Genomic DNA, 22,646 nt, shown 5'->3' on the forward strand with positions numbered 1-22,646 from the left:
TTTTTAATGATCATTATAATCATTACACTTATATGTTTCTTTGCCGTCTAAATCAAAAATTTGATATATACAAACTCCTAATTCATTTGCGATATCATTTGCAGTTTTTAGACTTGGCATTGTTTTACCTGATTCAATTTGATTTATACTTATTCTCGATATCCCTACTTTCTTCCCTAACCTATGTTGTGATAACCCTAATGGTTTTCTATATTCTTTAATCCTATTTCTCATTATTATGCCTTCTCTCTTTGGTTAAGAATAGTTTACCACTGATTTCTGTAAAACTCAATATTTTATACATTTTTTTATTTGGATATTCCTCTAAAGTTAAAGTAAATATCTACTTGTTTTATCTGACTTCTATTTTTCTTAGTATAGCAGCTTCATAAACTACAATATTTTTATATAAACATTTATTTTACTACTGTTAATTCCTCAATATTGGGATATTTTTCTATCATTTTTATGAATTTGTCAGTTAAAACTTTCATCTTATAACAGCTTTCTATTTCATAAAAATACGTCATTTTTTTCTTGGCCTTGTTATCTTTATTATGGATATCAAATAAACTATAAAATCACTTTACGGAAATTTTTAACCAGTGCATGTTCTATTTATAGTTTGTGATAAGGATTGCAAGTTCTTTTGCTTTTGTGACGTTTTCTCGATAAGTTTCAAAGACATCCACCCAAAATTTAAGTTCTTCATCACTTGGATTTTTTGTTTCTAAATGGTCACACCAACCATCCGGAAAACCTTGAAGTCTTACACATTCTTTTGGCGTTGATCTTCTGACTAGCTTTTCTCTTCCAACGCAAGGTGGATCCTTATAGTCACTTGCCACCAGTGTATTTGCTACATCTTTGCTCGCACAGGTATGGTGTTAATTTTTGCTTGTCGCATAAATTTCTTTTTCTACGATGAGTTTTCTTTGTGATGCCATATCACTATGAACCCTCTTTGGTCCATCCATCGCACAAAGCGTTCCTGCTGTTTTATCACAGTAAACAACAGCAATGCCTCCTTGATTAGCATCCGGTGAATTTTGACCTGTGTTAATGGTTCTTGAAACATCCGTTTAATAGACATTAGCTATCAGATTTTTATGGGCTGTCAAGGAATTTTCTTGACACCTTTAACAAATGGATTTTACAGGGGAATAGACCTATTGCCTTGGCTATAATCAGTACAATTCCCCCAATAAAAAAGCCTCCCTGGGGGAGGCTTTACACCTAGCTTAGCCGAGCCTATGGATGCTTTCCACCAAGGTATATATAACCTCATAAGCAAAAAGTCCTAATATAGGCAGCAATATGTAGTAAGGCATCTTTCCTATTCTTTGGAATCTTTCTGATAGGTAGACTCTCTTTTTAATGAGAGCCACTATGAAAATGATTAGTCCTATGACTGCAAAGGCTGGTACGGCAAAGCCTATTGGCTTAAAGTGAGCAACTAGGGTGACAAAAGTGTTGTTGCAAATGTGAAGGATAATGGCAAATAGGAGACCATATCTATCTCTTCCATAGGCAAAAACTATACCCAGAGCTGCTGCTGCAATGGCCTGATATAGGTCATGGTGCATGAAGCCAAATATGAGGGCGGAAATGAGTATGGCTCTTTTCTTTCCATAAGGAGCAAGAAGCGTCTGCAATCCTCCTCTATAAACCACTTCCTCAAATATAGGCCCTAAAATACAGCTGTATATAATAAAGGTAATGGTACCCTCATTAATTTTGTTTTGAACTAGGCTTTCCTTGGCAGTATATCCTACTTGATTCAGTAGGCCTTCAAGAGGTACAGTTGAAATGGTACCGATGAAGTTGAAGCATATACCTACACAAAATAGAAATACTACAGTAAAAAATCCAAAGAGACTAATATCCTTTATATCTTCCTTATAGGCCTTAAGGCCTCTTCCCCAAAATAGTAGAGGACATAGAGCGACAAAGGTGGTGACCAAAAGTCCTAATCCGTCATCACGTATTAAGGAAAAGTGATTAATTAGCCTTACGACAGCTACAAAAAGCAAGGTATTTAGCCATAGGCTTACTACAACCCTTCCTTCTCGTCTCTCAAGCATAAAAACCTCCTAAATATATTCGCTTCAGGACTGAAGCATTTTCATTATATAATAATCCTATGAGTAAATCAACGGTTTTTCTTCAAAAAATTTCAAAAAACCTCAAATCTTGATTATCGCCCTTAGCTCTTAGTTCTTATCCCCTAGCTCTTAGTTCGGACATAATAAAAAGCCTCAAGGCCTTTGCCCCGAGGCTAAATACTATTTTGTAATTGGAGACATATAAGAAATTCCATTTCCTAATCTTCGTCCTAAATGTCCCAAATGGTGCAACAGTATTTACATGAATAAACTTATATACTTCCCACACAGCAGTCTTAGTCGCTTCATCTGCCCACTTTCTAATGTGAGGATTAAATAATTCTTCCTCAGTTAGTAAATCAATCATGGCACAGATAGCATTGACGTTCTCTGTTAATTTTGCCTTTAGCTCTTTCAATGATAGATGTGCATAGGTATCTGTAAACCACTGATATAACTCTCCTAGCTGATTCCATTTAAACTTATCTGAAGGAGTCTTTACTTCAAGTCCCTTTTTTTCATCATATTCCCATTTAAGGACTAAGGTTGTCCATCCCACTTGATAAGCAAGATTTTCTGCCGGCGTTCTGTCAACTTCATCTACTCTCTTATCCTTAAGCTCTTCCGGGATGCTATCAAATTCTTTTATATATTTATCAAAGGCTTTTTTTATTTCAGCCTTGAGTTCTTCTTTACTATTATATGTTTTCAAAGGATATTTTCCTTTCTACCAAATTGCATAAATTTTAATATTATTATACCAAATATCCACTCCCATTAACATATCACAGGGGGGTGCAAAGGGGGTGCATTTTTCACTCATATCCATTCTGTTCTCCCAACCCTACCCCACTGATAGTTTCCTACAAACCTATTTTTTCCCTAAAAAAACAAGGCTCATCCCAAGCTACCTATACCTTTTAACGATAGCCATGAAACAAGCCTTATATTTCAATACTTCCAATCACTCATGGGGTGCAACTTTTGACATCAACACTACACTCTCAACGTGCCATGAGCCGTTGGGATTGATATCTGCTCGCACTGCCACTCTTCAGTGGCAAAAAGCGCGTGTTTTACTCAAGCCACGTACTAGCACAAAAAGTCTATTGCGCCGAGTGTGGCGATCTCTACCGCAGAATCCACTGGTACACCCGAGGTAAAAAATCCATAGTGTGGAGATGCATCTCACGCCTAGAAAACGCTGGTGTGGTCTGTCACAACCATACCATCTATGAAGAAGACTTAAAACAAGCCTGCATCGATGCCATCAACCAGCTCAGCGAAAACAAACAAGACGTAATCGAACAGCTCAGCGAAAACCTCACTAAAGCCATCACTTTGACTGATGCCCTGTCTCCTGACGCAATCCAAATGAGACTGGATGAGCTCCAGCAAAGGCTCATTCAAAGCGCACAGAACAAAGAAAACTATGACGCACTGGCTGACGAGATCTATCGCTTGAAGGAGCAAAAGCAAGCTGCGCAGACCAGCCTCGCTAAACAGAAAGAGACCAAGAAGAAGATCCAAACCGCCATCCGATTCCTGCAAAAACAGCAACCGAAGATCACCGACTTTGACGAAGCCCTTGTTGGTCGCCTCATCTAGCGCATTAGCATCGAGGAGGGGAGAATCAAAGTGCAGTTCAAGTCAGGGATGGAGATTGAGGAATAAAATAAGCGGCTGTGTGAGCAGTCGGTTTCAGTTGGGATAGACCATGGCAACATCTGGCCAACATGGATGCGGGCTTCTATATTCTTCTGTTTATCAGCGATATTTGTTTGTCATAAACCTCATCACAATCACTTGATCATCTTGCTCTTCACCTTTTAATGTGACCGTTACTTGATCTTCATTCCAGATAACTTCCCAGTTATTTTGATCAAGCCTTTTGCCGTCATTAGCGATCTCTGTATAAAACTCTTGTTTTTCTTCATTCCCTCGTTTTAATACGATGCATACGTCGCTTTGACTAAAAAACGTAGGTGATTGGGTTTCAACAAAATCAAGCGTATATACCCCGTCTGTTGATATTGATTGACTAATCATCGTAGGTCGGTTGATGTAGTTGACCCCCATATTGATAGCAAAACTCAAAATGATAAATATCGCTATCATATGTAGAATAATGCTTCCTGTTTTCTTCTTCATAACGACTCACCCAATATAATCCTCTGCATTTCCCCAGCTCAAAACTCCCATTCATCAATCTCACCCACTCAAATGAGCCAAAAGCAAAATCAATGACTCAACCCTTTGAGCAATTTGCCCCGAAAACCCGTTGACCAGTTCCCCTAAACGCCCAACGAGCCTTCAAAGCACAAGCCCACTCACATTAAATCACCTAAAGCCCTTGAAAAACAGGGCTTTTATCGCTCCTTACGTGTCATCAAACAGATAGTCTCAACGTGTCTGGACTTGCCATTTGAATTAAATGACCAACACACCAAGAAACAATGTATCCATTTCCCTCATAATATCCGTTTTTTCTTGTTCTTGCTCCAATTACTTTTGCAATTGTAACTGCTACACTTGGCTTTTCTGCTATTACTAACTTCATTAATACCTCCATAAATTAAAAAAAGAGCGAAAGATTTCTCTCTCGCTCAAGCTTTTAAAAATTATTATAATAGTTCGTCGTCATCATCATCTTCTGATGATTCTTCGTGAGTTTCATCATCGTCATCATCTTCTGACTCACTTATATACTCATCATCTTCTTCAAAGTCTTCCAACATTCTATCTTCTTTTGCTTTAACTACCTTAAAATAGTATCCTACTCCTACTACTCCTCCAATTACAAGTGCAACAATTAGAAATGAACCTATTCCACTTTTCTTTTCTTCTTTTACTGGAACAACCGTAGGCTCTTCTTTTTTCACTTCTTCTTTCTTAGGTTCTTCAACCTTTATAGTATTTTTATCTTCTGATTCAATCATATTAAGTAGGTCTTGCTCTCCTACTTCTGTCAATAACCTTACATTATCTTGATTTGATGAGTGATCCACTATTAGGTGCATAGTTTTTCCACTTTTAGTTTGAAATGTTAAAAATTGTCTTACATCTACTGGATTTTCTTTATCTTTTTCTGTATCCCCACTTGGTGTAATATCTTTTCCATTCCTATCTACATTTTCAATTACTGAACCTCTTGCCTTATTTTCTTGTGTTGCAAGATTATTTACTGCCTTTGTATTACCACCTTTTACAAGTGGGGTTTTCTTTGGAGGATTATTTGAAGGCTTATTTGCTTCACTTGTATTTTCTGGTATTCTTGGAACATCTTGATAAGAAATTTCTTCTTTTGATGGTGTGAAAACATCATCTTTCAACATTTTTTCTAATTCTTCTTTTTGTGGTTCATATATTGATTCACTTTGATTTTCTATTTGTCCTTCATTTGTCATCGCAAATGTAGTTGCTGGTACTGTAAATGTAAAAAGGAGTAACGCTATGGCTATTCCTCGTTTAATAATCTTATTCATTTTCCTATCCTTTCTTATTTTACATTTTTAAATACATAGACTGCTTTTCTAGCATTATCCCATTCTATTGTTTGGTTTTTACCATCTTTAATATCTCCATGACTAGCTCCGAAAGCTTTTGCAATATTTGAAATTGAAGCATGAATTCTTCCATTTATAATCACTGGCTTAACATCTGAATTGTAGACTTTTCCGTCAGAATCTTTCATAACACCAGTATCAATATTTAGTCTTAATGTCTTTTTAGCTAAGATATTATTCTCCTTATTTGAGAAAATAGCTTCACGAGTAGAGTTGTCATACTCAACATTAAAACCTAAAGTATAAGCAATATATCTTACTGGAATCATAGTTCTTCCTTGGTCTACATAAGTTTTTACATCCATGTAGACTGTTGTCTTACCATCTTTGTTGATAATGTTATAAAAGTTTTTGTCTACTTGGAAAACTGCAAATTCTTTTTCATCTTTAGCTTGTTTTTCAAGCTCTTCTTTCGCTTTTTTATTTGCTTCCTCGATTAACTTCTTAGCGTCTTCAATTTTCTTATCTAAATCTTCTTTTAGCTTTTTAATTTCTTCATCAGAAGATTTTTGTTTTTCTTCTAGTTCTTTAATCTTCTCTTCTAATTCCTTTTTTGTATTTTCAGAAGATTCTTTTAAACTATCAATAGCCTTTTGAAGCTCTTCAATTTTCTTGTAACATTCTGACTTAGTATTTTCTGTTTCTTTCTTTTTAGACTCAAGGTCTTTTATCTTAGCATCTTTTTCATCAAGAGCTTTTTCTAAGTCCTTAATTTTATTATCTTTATCCTCAATTTCTTTAGTCTTTTTTGCAAGTTCCCCTTCTAAAGACTCAAGCTTTTCTTGCATTTCTTTGATTTTATTTTCGTTTTTATCAGTCTTTTCTTTCTCAGCTTCTAACTCCCATTTTGTAGATGAATAATCTTCTTTTAGCTTTGCATTTTCATCTTGTAATCTTTTTAATTCATCCTTAAGCTGAGTAATTTCTGCTATTAGTTCATCATTATTAGAGTTTTTAAGATCCTCAATTTCTTTATTCAATTGAGCAATCTTATTATCTTTATCTCTAATTTCTTCTTCTAACTTAGCCTTTTCTTGTTTTAGTTTCTCTCCATTATCTTTGCAAGATTCTAACTTTTCTTTTAATTCATCTATCTTTGATTGGTCTTCATGTTTCTTATCATTTAGGTCTTTGATCTGATTTTCTAAATCATTAATATTACTTATTGAACTCTCTATCACTTTTTTACTACCATCTGTATCATCAGCTTTAGCTAGTACATTAGTAGTTGATGTTAAAACTAATAAAAGAGCCATAAAAAAGGCTCTTAGTCTGTTCGTATTAAATTTCTTCATTATGAATGTTCTCCTTTTCTTCTAATTTTTCTTCTCTTTTTCTATCATTAATTTTCTCCATTAATTCTTCCAAGCTAATATTGTTCCTCCTTAGAGTTACAATTATTTCTTCATTTTCAACTTGTATTTCTTCATCGCAAATTTCCTTGTATTTTGCATTTAAATCTTTCAATTTATCTTCTATTTTTTTCTTCTTGTTCCTAATACCTATAAGTTTTCTGTTCACATAATATCTCCCTTCTATCTTGGTCTTCCAAAACCATAAAAGTGTGATTTCCAATATTTTGAATTTATTGATGTGTATTGAATTGGATCTCCTGCGTGAATCATCATTCCGTTACCTGCGTATATTCCTACGTGAGATATTGGTGTCCCACTGTTATATGTTGAGTGGAAAAATATAATATCTCCAGGTTGGGCTTCACTTGGACTTACTGGATTACAATAGTCTTTGTATATTCTCCATGCAGTTGTTCTTGGCATTCTCTTTACACCAGACTTTGTAAATGACCAACATACAAAACCTGAACAGTCAAAGTTAGATGGTCCACTTGCTCCAAACACATATCTTTTGCCTATATGTTTTTCTGCTTCATTAAATAAGGCTTTGGCAGTAGCTGAATCAAAAGCAAGACCAGGATTTCCAAAGTTAGGATTATCTACTATTTCTCCTAAGTCGCCATTACCTGATCCAAAAACATCTCCCATATTCCCCTTAGCTTCAAGAAGAGCTTCATAATGAACTACATTGTCTGGATAATCTTTAAATATTTCCCTAACAACTTCATCCATTTCTTTTTTCTTTAAAGTTACAATTAACTTTTTATATTCGTACTCTTCTTTTTCATAGCTAGTATAAGGATTTCCACGACTATCATATCTAGTTTTTGCTACTGTTCTTGTTCTAATTTCAATTTCTTCCTTAAAATCAAGATTATACATCTTATCGAAAAGCTCTTTTAAAATTCCTTTTACTTCAGATGCTGATTTTACTTCTCCAAATCGTGAAGTTATATAGGATAAAAGTTCATGGGTATTATGACCAATTTCTCCTTCTTTATTTATGATATATTCGTCATATCCAGGATGGCTTGTTTTTACACTTTCGATTTGTGATTGTAGGTCATACTCCATTGATGAAAATTCTTGATTTACTTCACTTAGAACTGTATCTTGTGATAGGTATGTTGTTGTCATTACTGAGTTAACAGAGTTACTTAGTCCGCTCATGCCAACACTTCCACCACCAATCATGATTGATAGCATAAGACTTAGTCCTATTACTACAAATAGAACCATCTTACCTTTTCTTACGATTAGCTCTTTAGAAGCCCTACCTAAACTTAAAATAGCTTTTTTAACTCTATCTACAAGTCTTGTTTCGTGCTTTTTAGCTATCATGCTCTTCATTCGCTTTCTTTGGTACAACTTCTTAAATCTATTTTTCTTTATATATGATTCTGACTTTTTTAATTCTTCCAAGCCACTTTTAAACTCCAACTTGCTTTTTCTCTCTCTTATTTTTTTATCAAGTTTAGATAGCTTTTTTAAGGACTTTTTCTTTTTATCTAGCTTATACTTCCTTATTCCATGCTGGAGCTTAGAGCTTACATTAGCGGCCTTTTCTCCAGATTCTACACCAGTATTGTCAGATCCTGAACTTAGATAATCTCTCACTAACTCTGAGGACTTAGCTCCAGATAATAAAACTCCAGAAGATAGACTTCCTTTAGTTTTATTCTTTAAGATATTATCCTTTAGCTTACTTTTAGACTTTTCAAGCTCTCCAATCTTTTTATCTGAGATAAAATCTTTAACATCTTGTGCTTTCTTAGAATCTTTCGGTGTAGATTTCTTAGCTTCATTTTTTAAGTCCTCGATTTTCTTTCGAGTAAATTTATCACTTTCATAATTTTTTCTCTTATAGTAAGTCTTCTTTTTGTTAACTTTCTTTTGTTCTGAAGGTTTAAGGCTTGTTTCCTTTTCATCTTCTATAAATTCAAGATTATTGTCGTTAACCTTCGAATTATCAAAAGTCTTATCTGTATCAACTTCGCTTAGCTTATTTTCTTTACCTATTTCATTAGAAATTTTTTCCTTATCTCTAAACTTCTTTTCTTGATAAAGCTTCTGCTTTTGCTTTTTATCGATACTGGTATTACTCTCGTTCTTACTTACTTCATCTTTAACAAGCTTATCTTTTCTATATATTCTCTTACTTTTCTTTGCTTCAATAGGTTTATCTTCGCTTGTATGGATTCGCTTAGACTCTTTCTCGTTGATTTTGTCTTGGAATTTATCCTTACTATGGATAAGTTTATCCTCATAATTTTTAAGAACTTGTCTTTTACTTGATACCTTCTTATTGCTTAATGGCTTAGAGTTAGCTGAAATATCATCTGTTGTTAGTTTATTAGAATTAATATCTCTACTGTTTTCACTATCAAAATTAACTTTTTTAAAGTCTACATATAACTCTTCATCAAGTTTAAAGCTTTCATCTGTCTTTATTTCAAGATTAGCTTGTTTTGTTTCTTCAGCCTTATCCTTATTATCTAAAACTTCTTTTCTAATTCTTTCCTTGTTTTTAGACTTCTGAAAATCTTTTAGTTTATCTTGTTTTTGATCTTTAGATAATACATTCTCATGAATAAGTTTAGATTCTTTTTCTGAAATTTTATCCCCGAACCTATCCTTAGTTTTAATTATCTTATTTGTATAATCATCTGAATGAACAAGTTTACTTTCAAGATTCTTTTCAGGAGCGTCCCTATTTCGTATAATTTTCTTTTGAAAATCTTTTTTTAGTTTTTTATCCATATCGCACCTACTTAGCTTCTTCTGGTTTAGTTGTCATTAGCTTATATAACATGGTGTCTTTAGGGAATTTATCAATAAATGGAACAATAGTATTTCCAAAGAATAGTAATCCCTCACCTGCATTTGAATTAGTAATATAGTTTAACTGATAAGGCGATATTTTTAATTTCTTAGCAAGAATATCTCTATCTCCAGATGCTTGATTTAACATTAGAACAAAGTCTGTATTATCAAAGATATTTTCAATTTCCTGACTTGTTAAAAGGTCTTTTACGTTTTGAGTTATACCTGTTGGAATACCACCCCATTTTCTAAATCTTTTCCAGATTTCTACTGAATATGAAGCAGTTTGTGGATCTTTTAATAAAAGGTGGAACTCATCTATATAGTATCTTGTAGACTTGCTTCCTCTATTTAGTGAAACCTTGTTCCAAACTTGGTCTTGAATTACAAGCATACCTATTTTTTTAAGTTGTGTTCCCAGCTCTTTTATATCAAAACAAAGCAGTTGCCTATTTAGGTCAACATTTGACCTATTATTAAATACATTAAGACTTCCCTTAACATAAATTTCCATTTCTGTTGCTAGTTTTCTACCAACTCCCTCTTCTTGGGATAGGAGCATATCGTATAGATCTCCTAATATAGGCATATTTTCTGGTTTTGGGTCTTCAAAATACTTTTGATATATCTTTGGTAAGCACCTATCTATAACAGATTTTTCTGCAGCAGTAAGACCAGATCCTCCTACTACAAGTTCAAGCATAGACATTATGAAATTTGCCTTATCTTTTAAAGGTGCGTCCCCATCTCCATAGTTCATATTTATATCTAGTGGATTTAGATAGTCCTTTGACTTTGCTGAAACTTTAATAACTTCTCCATTAAATTGTTTTACAAGATTTGAATACTCGCCCTCAGGATCACAAATAATTACATCATCATCTGTGACAAGAATTGCATTTGCCATCTCTCTCTTTGCTGAGAAAGATTTACCAGAACCTGGAGTACCTAATATTAGTCCGTTAGGGTTCTTTAGTTTCTTCCTATCTGCCATAATCAAGTTTTGGCTAAGGGCATTTAATCCATAGTACAAAGAATTTGCCGAATCAATAAATAGCTCTTCTGTTGTAAAAGGCATAAATACTGCCGTTGATGATGAAGTTAAAAATCTTTTTATCTCGACTTGATTAAGTCCTAGAGGTAAGACAGAAACAAGTCCTTGCTCTTGTTGATGAGATAATCTTTTCACTTGACAATTATGTCTGTTCGCAATTGATGAGATTTGAGCAATGGTGTTTTCTAATATTTGATTAGTCCTAGCAAAATTCATCATTACTATGGTAACTACAAAGAGCCTTTCATCTCTATTTTGTAAGTCAGATAACATGGACTTAACATCAGCCCCAAAAGTATTTATATCTGATGGAATAATATCCATATCATATCCTGCTCGAACTGCTTTCTTTTGTTCTTCGATTTTCATTCTGTCTAAGTCTGTATTTTTTCTCTTAATGAGTTTAATAGCTTCTGCTTGTTCAACTACATCTATATGAAAAGCTACATAAATATTGTCATCAATATCTAAAAACTCAGATAACATTCTGTCTGATAACTCACTTGCAAGTATTTGAAAATGGCTTACTGCTCCAATATATTTGCCAAATTTAAAATTATTTGCTGGTGCAAAATTAAAGATATTGGGAGTTACATGTGATTTTGTAGACTCTTTCTTCTTCAAATCTTTATATGAAAAATCAAAGCTCTTGTCTGGATTTAACATATCGTGAACAAGTCTTAGTCTTTCTTCTCCATCAAGGCTTTCTGCTCTTACCCCCATAGATTTAAAGTTAGATAAAATATCTACTTCAAGTCTATTTAACTTTGCTCTTGCTTGCTCTAGGTTATCGGCTTCTGTGGTAAAAGTTATATACTTCATCTTTTTAAGTCCGTTATTGCCCTTTGCAAGTTGAAGCTTTAACATCTCCCTAAACTCTTTTCTTACATCGTCATAGAAATCTCCCTTGTCAGCAATTTTAATTGCATCTTGTAGGTCTTTATTTCTTCCTAATTGATTTACATATGAAAGTTCAATGTGGACACTTGGATCAAAAGAGTTTAAAAAGTTGGCAAATTGGTTAAAGATTAAATCTCTATCTTCTTCCAATGCCAACTGGTAATTTATATCTTGAAATGAAATTGTCTTTGAATAATTTTTTTCGTTTAACTGGCAAATGCCCTCTGGTAACATTCTTATATATGGAATGGTATCCTCAACAGTAAATCTCTTTTTCTCTTTCTTTAAAAGTACACTTAGAAGACTATTTGTTGGATTTTTCTTTGTTTTTAGCCTTCTTACTTCCTTTCTGTCTTTTTTTAATTGTTTTTCCCTTAGATTTAAGTCGCTGATTTTCTTTTTTCTTTGCTTCAAGGTATGCCTCCTTTCTTATTCTCTTAGTTGGTTGATAAAATTTATGAAGATAGAAAAATTTAAAATATTTTTCAAAAGTTAAGGTATCTTTTTCATATAAGGTTATAAAAAAGATTGGCAGGGTTACTATTAACATTACAATGATAGAAGCATCATTAGGTAGATATTTCTTCATAAATAAATAGGTTGGTATGCCAATTAGTCCTGCCACAGAAAAACCTATAAGTTGTCTTTTAGTTAAGTTAAAGGCAACCTTTGTTTTTATCTTGTCCAAATCTTTTGGTATTGGTACATATGCCATTTTAATCTCCCTCTACTTCTTCTTTGGAAAGTTCAAGTATATGGTCATAATTAGATGTTGTCTCCTCTTCTAGGTAGCTAATTCTTTCTTCTAATTCTTCCTGTTTTTCTTCATTTCTGTCATTGTATTCTCCTTGATACATAACAAATTCATTGTGACATCTTCCGAGTCTATTTATTCTTCTTTTTAAGTTTCTAATATCTTCATTTCTTTTTTTCTCTTTTAAGATTTCATAAGTTCCTCCCAATAAAATCCCAAGTCCCAATAAAGCACAATTTTTCTTTTTTAACATTTATTCCTCCTAGTGCGTATTCATAATACTTTTTGCAACTGTTCCACTCTTAAACATCATAAGTCCAAGTAGTAGAGCATATCCTAATATACTAAACAAGCTTGCGTGAATATCTGTAACTTGTACCGTCCTTATTAAAACGGTGTAGATACCTAAACATACCATCAAAAACAAACCTTGTAGTCCCAAGGCAAAAAGTCCCTTGATATAATTTGTTCCAATCTGACCCCATTCTTTATTTCCCATAGTAGCAAATGGTATAGATGATACTGATGAGTAGACATATATTTCAAACATACGCCCATATACTATTAATGTTATAACTAGTGATATTCCTTGAATTGCAATCCTCACAAGGCTTGTTTCAACTAGTATCATTAAAAGCTCACCTATTTCTTTTTCTTTTAATGTATCAACCATTGCAACTATCTGATCTCCTGAAACAGTGGCAGAAGTAGTGATTACCCCTGCCGCTTTGTTTACAAGATTTTGTGCCACATCAAAGACTGCCATTGAAAATTCAAAGGCATGGCTTGCAAGGTAGACTGCTATAAACATCTTTATAATGTATTTAAAAAACTCAAAAGTATCTGTATCGTGCATATTATTCTTTTGCATAACCATATTTATGAGCTCAATACATAAAACTGCTGTTATGATAAGACCTGCTATTGGAACAATCACATTATCATTAATGTTTTTTATGAAGTTATATACTTCTCCATTCCAACCCATTGGTGTTTTCCCAACATCAGTTGCAATAACTCCTACCTTGTCATTTATATCTAAGAACATGGACTCAAGATTTGCTTTGATACCTCCGAGTAGCATATCCTTAAAAAATTCAGTTAGCTTGTCAAAGATACCAAACATAGACTTTCTCCTAATTTAAAACATTTGCAAGTAGTGGAATTAATTTAATACCGATTAGTACAATTCCTCCACCAGCCATAAGCTGCTTAATACCTTGAGATTTAGCACCAGGGTTATCATTACCATAACCTTCCATTAGGTTAATAACTCCCCATGCTCCTAAACCTGCACCAATTGCAGTTACAAGTGTCTTTAAAACTCCAACTCCAGCTGTAAAAAATTCCATATTATTCCTCCTCGTTTTCTTTCTCTTTATTTTCTATTTTGTTTAGTGATTTAACTATAAAATTCTTGTAGATCTTATCTCCTTTTTTATTTTTTTTGAAATATCCAAAAACATGGATTAGATCTCCTTTTTCAAATTCTTTTACAATTTCTACCTTTTCTCCATATACTGAGCAATTTGTATATTCTTTGCCCTTTCCATAATTTTTAACAAGAGCAAAATTTGCTACTTGAACACTTTCTCCATCTTTTTCAAATTCTGAAAATTTAGCTTCCTTAACTAAATTTGCATTAATATTTATCATTTCTCTATCCATTAATTTCTTCTCCTTAATCTATAAATCTCAATTAAAAAAGCGACTGAACTTATATTTCAATCGCTAAGTGTCTTGTATATTGAATTGCTTTAAGTGGGGCTTCTTATCCTAACCATTTTAACCTCCTAATTTTAAGTATAAAAAAAGACGATAGAGTTTTTAATTTCTATCGCCTAAATCAAATTATTCTAATATATGTCAAAGTTATGTTACTAAAGCACTAATTTCTTCCATTTTCTAATCTTAGTTCTAAATGTACCAAATGGTGCTACTGTATTGACATGGATAAATTTATATACTTCCCAAGTAGCAGTTTTAGTTGCTTCATCTGCCCATTTTCTCATATGAGGTTTGAAAAGTTCTTCTTCTGTTAATTCATCTATCATAAGATAAATATTTTCTATATTCTGTGTTAAATGTTCTTTTAGTTCCTTTAACGATTTATGAGCATAGGTATCTGTAAACCATTGATACAATTCACCAAGTTGATTCCACTTGAATTTATCGGATGGTGTTTTTACTTCATTACCCTTTCTCTCATCTTCTTCCCATTTCAATACTAAAGTTGTCCAACCTACTTGATAGGCAAGATTTTCTGCTGGTGTCCTATCAACTTCTTCTACTTTTTTGTCTTTCAATTCTTCTGGGATATTATCAAATTCTGAAATATATTTTTCAAAAGTTTTCTTTATTTCATTTTTTAATTCTTCCTTACTTTCATAAGACCTCATATGCCTACCTCCGTGGTTTGTATATAGATATTATACCAAAAATATTTTTATCATAACGTTAATTCATAATCTTGTAATCAAACTGTTCCTATTTATTTTTATTTTATCTATATTCTTTAAATACTCCTCTACATCAAACAAGTTCTTCTTATCATAATCTTCCAATAACTTGTAATTCTTATGCTTTGTAATATCAAATTTATCAGATAAAAAAGGTCTTACTCCTCTTAGCTGGTAAATACACTTTCCGCCATCCATTACAGTTATTTCATCTTGGCTCATAAGTTCCTTCCCAGTTTTTTGGTAATTTAGTCCAAAAGATTTTTGATTTGATCTTGTTTCAGATGTGTTATATAGGTCTATGGTTTCTTTTCCTAAGGTTTCTGATAATTCTTTTACTGTTGTTTTTTCTTTTCCTCCAAGAAAGAGTGTTGAGTCGCAATTACCAACTATCGTATCTGCATGGTCTTTATAAATTGCTTTTAATTGAGATTGTGCTTGAAGTATTATGCTTGCTGATATTTCTCTTGAACGAATTGTTGCAATTAATTTTTCAAATTTAGGAATTAATCCTATATTTGCAAACTCATCAAGTAGACATCTAACATGCACTGGAAGTCTTCCACCATACACATCATCCGCCTTATCACATAGTAGATTAAATAATTGAGAATACATTATTGAAACTACAAAGTTAAAGGTATCATCTGTATCTGATATTATTACGAATAAAGCAGTTTTTCTATCTCCAATTTTATCGAGTTCTAATTCATCTTCGCTCATTAGTTCTCTAAGCTCTCTTATATCAAAAGGTGCAAGTCTTGCTCCACAAGATATTAGAATTGACTTTGCAGTTTTTCCTGCTGCCAGCTTATATTTCTTATATTGCTTAACTGCAAAATGACTTGGGTCTTTCTTTTCAAGAGCTTCAAAGAGCCTATCAATTGGGTTCATATAGGTTTCGTCATCTTCTCTAACCTCACTTGCGTCAATCATATCCAAAAGTGTCTTAAAATTCTTTTCTTCTTCTGGTGCTTCATAATAAATATAACCGATAAGGGCAGTGTAATATAACTTCTCAGCCTTTACCCAGAAATCTTCTCCTGCCTTTTCTCCATCTCCCTTTGTATTTGCAATTATGGTTTGGACAAGTTTTAAAATATCTTTTTCACTTCTCAAATAAGCAAAGGGATTGTACTTCATAGATTTTTTAAAGTTTATTGTATTTAAAATCTTTATGTCATATCCATTTTCATAAAGCATTTTTCCACACTCTAACACAAGTGTGCCTTTAGGGTCTGTTACTACATAGGAAGAGTGCATTTGCATTAAATTTGGCTTTACATAAAATCTCGTTTTACCTGATCCAGAGCCTCCTATTACTAATACATTTTTATTTCTAGCATACTTAGGATTTTTAGGTCTTGAGTTCATTGTTAGTCTTTCAGTATTAGTTATGATAACATTGTTTTCAAACTTAGGGTCAATATATGGAGCAATATCCTTACTTTCTCCCCATCTTGCAGATCCATACTCTTTACCTTGCCTATATTTCTTTTTATTTTTTCCTTTGCTATAAATAATTAGCTTAACAAGAGCAGCAACTGAAATACCTACTAACAAGTCCCTTGGATTAATACTTGGTATATAGGATAAAGTTTCTATATCAGAAATTCCCACCATTATTCTATCAATAATATCTCCTCCTACATAAGAATTGATGTGCTTAGAAAAGACATTTCCAATGTAGAAGAATGATAGATAAGGAATGTTTGCTAATATAAATTTCTTTGGGTCGTCTATTTTAATTAAGTTTTTAATATCAGAAAGAATAGCTTCTATTACCTTATTCATCGTAGAAACCTTCACTATCTAATAATATTAGTAGGTAGTGTCTTCCTTTTGGTGTTATAAATGTTTGTATTCCTACAAGTGTACCTAGTGGATCAACCCATTCTTTTACTTCAAAGTATCCATTATTCTTATCTGCATAAGGTAAGAGTTTCTTTTTCTTATCTCTGTAAATTAATCCCTTATCCATTAGAAAACTTATAAATTGATTTTGTGGTATTCCTAACTCTTTGGCAGTATTTCTAAAGTTTGTAAGTAGGTTATAATCTACTAATTTGTCATAATAATCTGCCTTTGGTCTTAATTCTTCAATTTCTTCTTCTTTTTCGGCAATAATTCTATTGGCTACAAGAATTGCATCTGCTAGTAACTCTTCATTAGTTTTCTTTTCTTGACCTACTATATATCCTCCATTTTTTCTAATACTTGGTAAGACTTCTCTAGTTACCCAAGCTTTGAATATTTTTGCTTGTGGTAGTTTTGATGAAAGAATAAGTGAATACAAGCCTGATTCATTGATTATTGAAATATTCTGTATTCCTCCAGGGGTGTTCCATTTCGTTACACCCTTATCTTCTTCATCTACATGGTCATAAACAGCTTTTCTCGGATTGACATATCCTAGCATAGTTGCTACTTCATTTGCTATAAAGAAAAACTCACCGTCTTTTTCTATAACAGTGAGTTTCCCAAAATTCTTATTTTCAAATGTTTTTAAATTACTTATCATAAGCTTTGCTCCTTATGTTTATTTTTAACTTTATCTTTGCTAATGGTGTCCTTAGCCATATCTTTAAACTTATTTATAGTCTTCGTTATTGAATCTTTTCTATCGGCCTTTCTTTCAGAAATCTTAACTGCTTTTTTAAAGGCGTGTTCCATTACTTTTATATCCTTAGATTGAAAAAACACAGAGTGGTTGCCAGTTTCCTTATCTTTCATAACAGAAAACTTCACTCCATGTTTGTTTAAAATTTTCTTTAGTTCTTTTAACTCAGGATCTTTTAGATTAATTTCTTCTAACTGTCCCTTTTTAACCATATCTTTTAGTTTTACTTCTTCTCCATTATTTTTTATTACATTTTTCAAGCCTCCTTGTTCTTCTATTTGCTTGTGAACTTTCTTTAAGGCATCAAGAATTGCTTTACTTGTTGCTTTTGCAAGCCTTACTTCAAGGTTAAGGCTCGACCTAGATACTTCTTCATTAATCATCTATTCCACCTCCATATAAAAGTAACTCTTTGTATTTTCTTAACTTCTCTTGATGGATTTTTCTCCTAAAATCTTCTCCCGTAACTTTAACTGGTATTGTCATTTCAAGTATTCTTGAATATATCCTCTGATACTCAAGGTCAATGTTTGGATTTTGAATAATTTCCAATGATAAGTTTGTAGTAAAAATTGTCGGCCTACCCTTTAAGTATCTTGAGTTTATAATGTTATAAACTTGTTCTCTTGCATAAGATGTATCCCTTTCAATTCCAAGGTCATCTAAGATTAACAAAGGAATATTAGAGAGGTTATATATAATTTCGTTTGAATCTAGCTTAAATGCTGATTTTTGTATTTGGTTTATAACTTGAGATAAATTCATAATTTTAACTTTAACTTGTTTTCTTTCGATTAATTCATTTGCAATCGAACAAGCAAGATAAGTCTTTCCACTACCAACATCTCCATAAAATAAAAGTCCAACATTGTCTTTCTTCATTTGCTCAAAGCTTTTAGCATAATTAAAGGCAACCTTATAGGCTTGACCTTTTTCATTTAAGTATTTCTCAAAATTATATTGGTGTTGGATAGGCGATGAGAAGCAATCTCTTTTTAACGATGATATTTTCATCAGTCTTCCTCTTTCTTCGTTTTCCTTATCTCTTTTTATTTCACATTCACATTTAATTCTGGGAATAAACTTTGTAAATCCAAGGTCAACTAATTCTCCATCAACTCTTTTACCGCATACCTTGCAATAGATATGTCCATTTCTTTCAATATCATTTTCTCTTAATACAAAATCTTTTAAGCTTTTCATAAACTCTCTCCTATATCGTAATTCATCTTTTTTGTTGAATTTTCATTAATATTTTTTGCCTGATCATTAAGATACCAATTAATTATCGTTGCCTTGTGATCTTGATAAACTCTGTTATTTGCTTTCATATAAGACGAGAGCCTATCAATGTATTCACTAATTCTGCTTCCTAATTCATTTGTTAAGTCCTTATATTCTTCATCAGTCAAAAATATATTTTTATATATTCCATAAGGCTTTTGCCCTTTACTAAAATCATTATTTCTTAACTCATTATTACTAATATTGTTATAGTTACCTTCCGATTTTCGAAAATCTAGACTTTCGATATTCGAATCTCTTGAATTTCGATTATCAAACTTCTGGAATTTTGTTTTTCGAACTTCTTGATTTTTTAATTCCACATTATTAAATATGCTCATAAAATCTTTAACATAAATTCTGTTAGGCTTTCCAAGTCCTTGTCTTTTCTTTTCAATTAGTCCTATTCCTGACTTAATATCAAGCTCGGCTATTAATTTATTTGCTTTTTCACTTGCACAATTAAATTGATCTTTTATGCTTTCAATTGTGTAGTAAATAAAGACTTTTCCATCTTCATCTATCCAGCCATTTTTATATGAAAGACCCATTCGATTAAGCATATATGAATACAAAACTTTAGCTTCAATAGAAATACTCTCAAAAATCTCATCTTCCATCAATACCATAGGTAACCTAATGAAGTTATACATCTCAGATTGCCTATTATAAAAATAATCAAAATTCATTCTTACCTCCTTTCTTTGAAATAAAAAAAGAGCAGCCTTATTTAAGCTACTCTTGTAGAAAGTATAAAATGGGTTTTTTCTTATTATATTTTTCTTTGTGTCTCCTCATACCAGTTGCAAAACTACTCTTACGTCCATGTAGTTTTTTTGGGTCTTTTTGACGTATCCTTCTTCATCTTTATCGAAGACAAAATGCTTATAAAACTGCTTAAAATGCAGGATTTCTATATTTACATCTTTTGTATCAACGCTATAGTCTCCACGTGATGTGTATTCGGGAATAAATCGACGGGTTGTACTTTAGTCAATTTATAGCCCAGTTCTTCAAAGAGTGCGATGTCACGCGCCATGGTTGCTGGATTGCAGGAGATATAGGTCACCTTGTCCGCACCAGTTTGTGCTGCAGAGCGGATAAAGCTTTCTGTCAACCCTTTACGCGGTGGATCTACCATGATAACAGTTGGTTTAATGCCATCTTTGACCCATTTGGCCATGGCATTTTCAGCACTGTCTGATACATAAGTGCTATTGGTGATGCCATTTCGCTCCGCATTTTTCTTAGCGTCTGCAACAGCTTTTTCAATCACTTCAACGCCGTAGACATGCTTAACCTTCTTGGCAACAGAAAGCCCGATCGTTCCAATCCCTGAGTAAGCATCGATGACCACGTCATCAGCCGCCAATTCTGAAAAGTCAATGGCCTGCTGATACAGTTTTTCAGCCATTTCAGTATTAACTTGATAAAAAGATTGAGCCGAGATTTCATAGGTATTTCCAAGCATCTGATCTTCAATCGTGTCTTTGCCATAAAGCGTACGGAATTCAGGGCCGAAAATCGCATTAGTATTTTTGTCGTTGATATTTTGAATAATAGATACAACTTGTGGAAATTCCGCCCGAATCTGCTCCATCATCTGTTCAATACGGAAAATCTTCGGACGAGTCGTTACCAACACAAGCATAATCTGACCAGTATAATGACCACGACGAACGGCGATATTGCGGATTAAGCCAGACTGCTCCTTCTCATCGTAAGGTTTGATATCAAAGCGGCGAAGCAAGTCACGCGTAAAATTGATAAGAGCATCAATCTCTTTTTCCTGAATCAAAAAATCATCAATAGGCATGAGGTCATGTGAATTTTTACGGAAAAAACCAGTCTCCAAGAGACCATTGACACGACGAACAGGCACTTGAGCTTTATTACGGTAGGCAAATGGATGGTCCATTCCCACTGTTGGTGCTACTTCCACATCCGAAATATGTGCTGTCTTATACAAGTTATCCGCCACTTGCTTTTGCTTAAAACTCAATTGTTGCTCATAGGCTAAGTGCCCCAAGTCTGCAATCCCCGTCCGCAAATAAGCCGCATCCAAGCTCTCATTGCGATATGGCGATTTTTCGATATATTCTTCCACTTTCCCGTAACCGATATTTTTACGGAGTTTCAGCACCCGCATGGCAATGACTTCATCTGGCAAGGCATTTTCAACAAAAAAGACAAAACCGTCTACCTTTGCAATCCCTTGTCCTTCATGTGTCAAATCGACAATTTTTGCTTCTACAATATCATTTTTCTTTAACATGTTTCTACTTTCTATTTCGGTCTATTTACAAAAAAAGAAGCGACCGAAGGCCCTTCTAGTATACCATATTTAGAGAGTGAATGGTGCCTAACGGAAGCCCATGTCCGCTAGTTTTTGTTTGTATTTTTCAAAGTCAACCTTGAGACCTGAACCACCATACACGTCAAACTCATCAGTCCAATCGCCATTTTCTGGAATGGTCGTCTGTGACACACCGTTTGCTCCATCGACAGTTGCACCCAAGCCATTTGTCAAAATAAAGCTAAATGGGATGCTGGTAGATGTCAAAGAGTAAACTTTCCCCAGCGCTTCCGAACCTGTAAAGAGCTTAGTCGGATTTTTCACCTGGGTCAATACAGCACTCAAAACCTGCTGCTGACGACGTGTACGCCCGTAATCACCCTCGTCATCCTTACGGAAACGAGCATAGTTGAGCAAGGTACGTCCGTCCATTTTCTGCTTACCTTCTGTGATAGTCTGATTTGGAACCACACCGTCTTTCATGTTCAAATCGTCCGGCACATCCACTGCTGACACGTCCACGCCATCAATGGTAGAAAATTGAGCATCAATTGTGACACCTTCTGGGAAAATGGTATCAATAGCCGTTGCAAAGGTTGAAAAGTCAACCAGGGCATAATGCTTAATATCAATATCAAAATTCTCTTTCAGCACTTCACGGACATTTTCAGCCCCCTGATGATTATTTTGCTCACCAAAAGTATAAGCCACATTCAACTTGTAGTCATTGCCATCAATGTTGATCAGAGTATCACGCATAAAGCTGACAATCTTGACCTTCTTCTCAGAATTATTGATGTTGACCACCATAACAGAGTCCGTCCGCGTCATATCAGATGTCTCACCAACACGGCCATCTGTACCAAGGACTAAGATATTAACCCCATCCTTAGTGTCTTTCCCGTGGAAAACTTCTGTTTCGGCAGCCTTAGCATTTGGGCTATCTTGGATTGATTTCATCCCCTTGTAAAACATAAAGCCCATACCCGCTAGGACAGCAAGTAAAAGAAAGGCAAGCCACTTGAAAAAGCGTTTTACTCGGCCTTTTTTACGAGGCTTTTTTACTTTTGGCTGGGGCGGAGTTGGCATCGCTACCTCTTTTGGCACGCGCACAACCTTTGGTCTGCTCTTTTTCTCAGCTTTACGAGCACGAGAGCGACTTGGTCTTTCTCGTGGGTATTCCGGCAAATCTTCCACATCATCATCAAGGAATTGCTTGCGTCCTCTGATTGGGATTTCCTGTTCTTCCTCATAAGAGCTTAGCTGCCATGACTGAAGAGAGGCACTTTCTGCCCCATATTGATCTTTATAATTTAAAAAAGCTAACTCCCGCTTTTCCTTATCGTTTAAAAAATGGATATTCTTCTGCAGATAATCCAGTCTGAGTTCCTCATGATGACTGAGGGGCCGTTTATTATTTCTCATCGGTA

The 22,646-nt window shown here is 33.8% G+C and carries 25 protein-coding genes; 1 reads left to right on the forward strand and 24 read right to left on the reverse strand.

Annotated features, from left to right (window positions below; genetic code table 11):
- Positions 1-3 precede the first annotated feature (3 nt).
- The 4 genes from ABID27_RS02450 to ABID27_RS02465 form a co-directional block, all read right to left on the reverse strand.
- Positions 4-234 carry a helix-turn-helix transcriptional regulator gene (locus ABID27_RS02450; protein WP_354280010.1) on the reverse strand — a complete coding sequence of 77 codons (231 nt, stop codon included), beginning with the start codon at positions 232-234 and terminating at the stop codon, positions 4-6.
- Positions 235-614: 380 nt separating this feature from the next.
- The gene (locus ABID27_RS02455) at positions 615-848 is read right to left on the reverse strand and encodes a hypothetical protein (RefSeq protein WP_354280012.1); all 234 of its coding nucleotides are present in this window, start codon (positions 846-848) and stop codon (positions 615-617) included.
- 393 nt (positions 849-1,241) lie between these two features.
- Positions 1,242-2,084 carry a CPBP family intramembrane glutamic endopeptidase gene (locus tag ABID27_RS02460; protein ID WP_307759858.1) on the reverse strand — a complete coding sequence of 281 codons (843 nt, stop codon included), beginning with the start codon at positions 2,082-2,084 and terminating at the stop codon, positions 1,242-1,244.
- 136 nt (positions 2,085-2,220) lie between these two features.
- Positions 2,221-2,817: a ClbS/DfsB family four-helix bundle protein gene (locus tag ABID27_RS02465; RefSeq protein ID WP_354280014.1), complete on the reverse strand. Its 597-nt coding sequence runs from the start codon at positions 2,815-2,817 to the stop codon at positions 2,221-2,223.
- Positions 2,818-3,176: 359 nt separating this feature from the next.
- Here ABID27_RS02465 and ABID27_RS02470 point away from each other — a divergent pair, with 359 nt between their 5' ends.
- Positions 3,177-3,713, forward strand: coding sequence for a recombinase zinc beta ribbon domain-containing protein (locus ABID27_RS02470; RefSeq protein WP_354280016.1), 537 nt, complete (start codon positions 3,177-3,179; stop codon positions 3,711-3,713).
- Between the two features lie 159 nt (positions 3,714-3,872).
- On the opposite strand, the gene ABID27_RS02475 is transcribed toward ABID27_RS02470, so the two are convergent.
- The 20 genes from ABID27_RS02475 to ABID27_RS02570 all read right to left on the reverse strand — a co-directional run bounded on the left by ABID27_RS02475 (position 3,873) and on the right by ABID27_RS02570 (position 22,641).
- On the reverse strand, positions 3,873-4,256 hold the full coding sequence (locus tag ABID27_RS02475) for a hypothetical protein (protein ID WP_354280018.1): 384 nt from the start codon (positions 4,254-4,256) through the stop codon (positions 3,873-3,875).
- A 238-nt stretch (positions 4,257-4,494) separates the two neighbouring features.
- Entirely contained in the window at positions 4,495-4,665 is a 171-nt protein-coding gene (locus ABID27_RS02480) for a hypothetical protein (RefSeq protein ID WP_354280478.1), read from the reverse strand.
- A gap of 64 nt (positions 4,666-4,729) precedes the next feature.
- Positions 4,730-5,590 (reverse strand): CD1107 family mobile element protein, encoded by an 861-nt coding sequence (locus ABID27_RS02485; protein WP_354280020.1) that lies wholly within the window; start codon positions 5,588-5,590, stop codon positions 4,730-4,732.
- Positions 5,591-5,604: 14 nt separating this feature from the next.
- Positions 5,605-6,966: a stalk domain-containing protein gene (locus tag ABID27_RS02490; protein WP_354280022.1), complete on the reverse strand. Its 1,362-nt coding sequence runs from the start codon at positions 6,964-6,966 to the stop codon at positions 5,605-5,607.
- Entirely contained in the window at positions 6,953-7,192 is a 240-nt protein-coding gene (locus ABID27_RS02495) for a hypothetical protein (protein ID WP_354280024.1), read from the reverse strand. The genes ABID27_RS02490 and ABID27_RS02495 overlap by 14 nt, the downstream gene beginning before the upstream one ends.
- Before the next feature lie 14 nt (positions 7,193-7,206).
- Positions 7,207-9,786: a CD1108 family mobile element protein gene (locus ABID27_RS02500; RefSeq protein WP_354280026.1), complete on the reverse strand. Its 2,580-nt coding sequence runs from the start codon at positions 9,784-9,786 to the stop codon at positions 7,207-7,209.
- A 7-nt stretch (positions 9,787-9,793) separates the two neighbouring features.
- The gene (locus ABID27_RS02505) at positions 9,794-12,217 is read right to left on the reverse strand and encodes a VirB4-like conjugal transfer ATPase, CD1110 family (protein ID WP_354280028.1); all 2,424 of its coding nucleotides are present in this window, start codon (positions 12,215-12,217) and stop codon (positions 9,794-9,796) included.
- Positions 12,108-12,518 carry a PrgI family protein gene (locus ABID27_RS02510; protein ID WP_354280030.1) on the reverse strand — a complete coding sequence of 137 codons (411 nt, stop codon included), beginning with the start codon at positions 12,516-12,518 and terminating at the stop codon, positions 12,108-12,110. The genes ABID27_RS02505 and ABID27_RS02510 overlap by 110 nt, the downstream gene beginning before the upstream one ends.
- A gap of 1 nt (position 12,519) precedes the next feature.
- Entirely contained in the window at positions 12,520-12,810 is a 291-nt protein-coding gene (locus ABID27_RS02515) for a hypothetical protein (protein ID WP_114219373.1), read from the reverse strand.
- A 9-nt stretch (positions 12,811-12,819) separates the two neighbouring features.
- Positions 12,820-13,683, reverse strand: a complete 864-nt coding sequence (locus tag ABID27_RS02520) for a VirB6/TrbL-like conjugal transfer protein, CD1112 family (RefSeq protein WP_039121395.1) — start codon at positions 13,681-13,683, stop codon at positions 12,820-12,822.
- A gap of 10 nt (positions 13,684-13,693) precedes the next feature.
- Complete coding sequence (locus tag ABID27_RS02525; RefSeq protein ID WP_012797151.1) at positions 13,694-13,909, reverse strand: Maff2 family mobile element protein; 216 nt, start codon at positions 13,907-13,909, stop codon at positions 13,694-13,696.
- Between the two features lies 1 nt (position 13,910).
- Complete coding sequence (locus ABID27_RS02530) at positions 13,911-14,225, reverse strand: single-stranded DNA-binding protein (protein WP_354280033.1); 315 nt, start codon at positions 14,223-14,225, stop codon at positions 13,911-13,913.
- A 212-nt stretch (positions 14,226-14,437) separates the two neighbouring features.
- A complete protein-coding gene (locus ABID27_RS02535; protein ID WP_354280035.1) occupies positions 14,438-14,956 on the reverse strand; it encodes a ClbS/DfsB family four-helix bundle protein in 519 nt (172 codons plus the stop codon).
- A 63-nt stretch (positions 14,957-15,019) separates the two neighbouring features.
- The gene (locus ABID27_RS02540; protein ID WP_354280037.1) at positions 15,020-16,810 is read right to left on the reverse strand and encodes a VirD4-like conjugal transfer protein, CD1115 family; all 1,791 of its coding nucleotides are present in this window, start codon (positions 16,808-16,810) and stop codon (positions 15,020-15,022) included.
- Positions 16,803-17,537: a phage antirepressor KilAC domain-containing protein gene (locus tag ABID27_RS02545; protein ID WP_354280039.1), complete on the reverse strand. Its 735-nt coding sequence runs from the start codon at positions 17,535-17,537 to the stop codon at positions 16,803-16,805. Before ABID27_RS02545 ends, ABID27_RS02540 begins: the two co-directional genes overlap by 8 nt.
- The gene (locus ABID27_RS02550) at positions 17,534-18,019 is read right to left on the reverse strand and encodes a PcfB family protein (protein WP_067423403.1); all 486 of its coding nucleotides are present in this window, start codon (positions 18,017-18,019) and stop codon (positions 17,534-17,536) included. The genes ABID27_RS02545 and ABID27_RS02550 overlap by 4 nt, the downstream gene beginning before the upstream one ends.
- Positions 18,012-18,839 (reverse strand): ATP-binding protein, encoded by an 828-nt coding sequence (locus tag ABID27_RS02555; RefSeq protein ID WP_114219378.1) that lies wholly within the window; start codon positions 18,837-18,839, stop codon positions 18,012-18,014. The genes ABID27_RS02550 and ABID27_RS02555 overlap by 8 nt, the downstream gene beginning before the upstream one ends.
- Positions 18,836-19,609, reverse strand: coding sequence for a replication initiator protein A (locus ABID27_RS02560; RefSeq protein ID WP_354280042.1), 774 nt, complete (start codon positions 19,607-19,609; stop codon positions 18,836-18,838). Before ABID27_RS02560 ends, ABID27_RS02555 begins: the two co-directional genes overlap by 4 nt.
- 230 nt (positions 19,610-19,839) lie before the next feature.
- Positions 19,840-21,195, reverse strand: coding sequence for a 23S rRNA (uracil(1939)-C(5))-methyltransferase RlmD (rlmD, locus tag ABID27_RS02565; protein ID WP_354280044.1), 1,356 nt, complete (start codon positions 21,193-21,195; stop codon positions 19,840-19,842).
- Positions 21,196-21,282: 87 nt separating this feature from the next.
- A complete protein-coding gene (locus ABID27_RS02570) occupies positions 21,283-22,641 on the reverse strand; it encodes an LCP family protein (RefSeq protein ID WP_354280046.1) in 1,359 nt (452 codons plus the stop codon).
- Positions 22,642-22,646: the final 5 nt, after the last annotated feature.

It is taken from the genome of Streptococcus gallinaceus, assembly GCF_040545695.1.
GTDB classification, from domain to species: Bacteria; Bacillota; Bacilli; order Lactobacillales; family Streptococcaceae; genus Streptococcus; species Streptococcus gallinaceus.

Coding starts and splice junctions, on each gene's coding strand:
- ABID27_RS02545 (WP_354280039.1), bottom strand. CDS start 17,537: ATGATAAGTAATTTAAAAACATTTGAAAATAAGAATTTTGGGAAACTC.
- ABID27_RS02515 (WP_114219373.1), bottom strand. CDS start 12,810: ATGTTAAAAAAGAAAAATTGTGCTTTATTGGGACTTGGGATTTTATTG.
- ABID27_RS02460 (WP_307759858.1), bottom strand. CDS start 2,084: ATGCTTGAGAGACGAGAAGGAAGGGTTGTAGTAAGCCTATGGCTAAAT.
- rlmD (WP_354280044.1), bottom strand. CDS start 21,195: ATGTTAAAGAAAAATGATATTGTAGAAGCAAAAATTGTCGATTTGACA.
- ABID27_RS02535 (WP_354280035.1), bottom strand. CDS start 14,956: ATGAGGTCTTATGAAAGTAAGGAAGAATTAAAAAATGAAATAAAGAAA.
- ABID27_RS02475 (WP_354280018.1), bottom strand. CDS start 4,256: ATGAAGAAGAAAACAGGAAGCATTATTCTACATATGATAGCGATATTT.
- ABID27_RS02555 (WP_114219378.1), bottom strand. CDS start 18,839: ATGAAAAGCTTAAAAGATTTTGTATTAAGAGAAAATGATATTGAAAGA.
- ABID27_RS02520 (WP_039121395.1), bottom strand. CDS start 13,683: ATGTTTGGTATCTTTGACAAGCTAACTGAATTTTTTAAGGATATGCTA.
- ABID27_RS02510 (WP_354280030.1), bottom strand. CDS start 12,518: ATGGCATATGTACCAATACCAAAAGATTTGGACAAGATAAAAACAAAG.
- ABID27_RS02570 (WP_354280046.1), bottom strand. CDS start 22,641: ATGAGAAATAATAAACGGCCCCTCAGTCATCATGAGGAACTCAGACTG.
- ABID27_RS02450 (WP_354280010.1), bottom strand. CDS start 234: ATGAGAAATAGGATTAAAGAATATAGAAAACCATTAGGGTTATCACAA.
- ABID27_RS02525 (WP_012797151.1), bottom strand. CDS start 13,909: ATGGAATTTTTTACAGCTGGAGTTGGAGTTTTAAAGACACTTGTAACT.
- ABID27_RS02490 (WP_354280022.1), bottom strand. CDS start 6,966: ATGAAGAAATTTAATACGAACAGACTAAGAGCCTTTTTTATGGCTCTT.
- ABID27_RS02485 (WP_354280020.1), bottom strand. CDS start 5,590: ATGAATAAGATTATTAAACGAGGAATAGCCATAGCGTTACTCCTTTTT.
- ABID27_RS02560 (WP_354280042.1), bottom strand. CDS start 19,609: ATGAATTTTGATTATTTTTATAATAGGCAATCTGAGATGTATAACTTC.
- ABID27_RS02480 (WP_354280478.1), bottom strand. CDS start 4,665: ATGAAGTTAGTAATAGCAGAAAAGCCAAGTGTAGCAGTTACAATTGCA.
- ABID27_RS02540 (WP_354280037.1), bottom strand. CDS start 16,810: ATGAATAAGGTAATAGAAGCTATTCTTTCTGATATTAAAAACTTAATT.
- ABID27_RS02500 (WP_354280026.1), bottom strand. CDS start 9,786: ATGGATAAAAAACTAAAAAAAGATTTTCAAAAGAAAATTATACGAAAT.
- ABID27_RS02550 (WP_067423403.1), bottom strand. CDS start 18,019: ATGATTAATGAAGAAGTATCTAGGTCGAGCCTTAACCTTGAAGTAAGG.
- ABID27_RS02530 (WP_354280033.1), bottom strand. CDS start 14,225: ATGGATAGAGAAATGATAAATATTAATGCAAATTTAGTTAAGGAAGCT.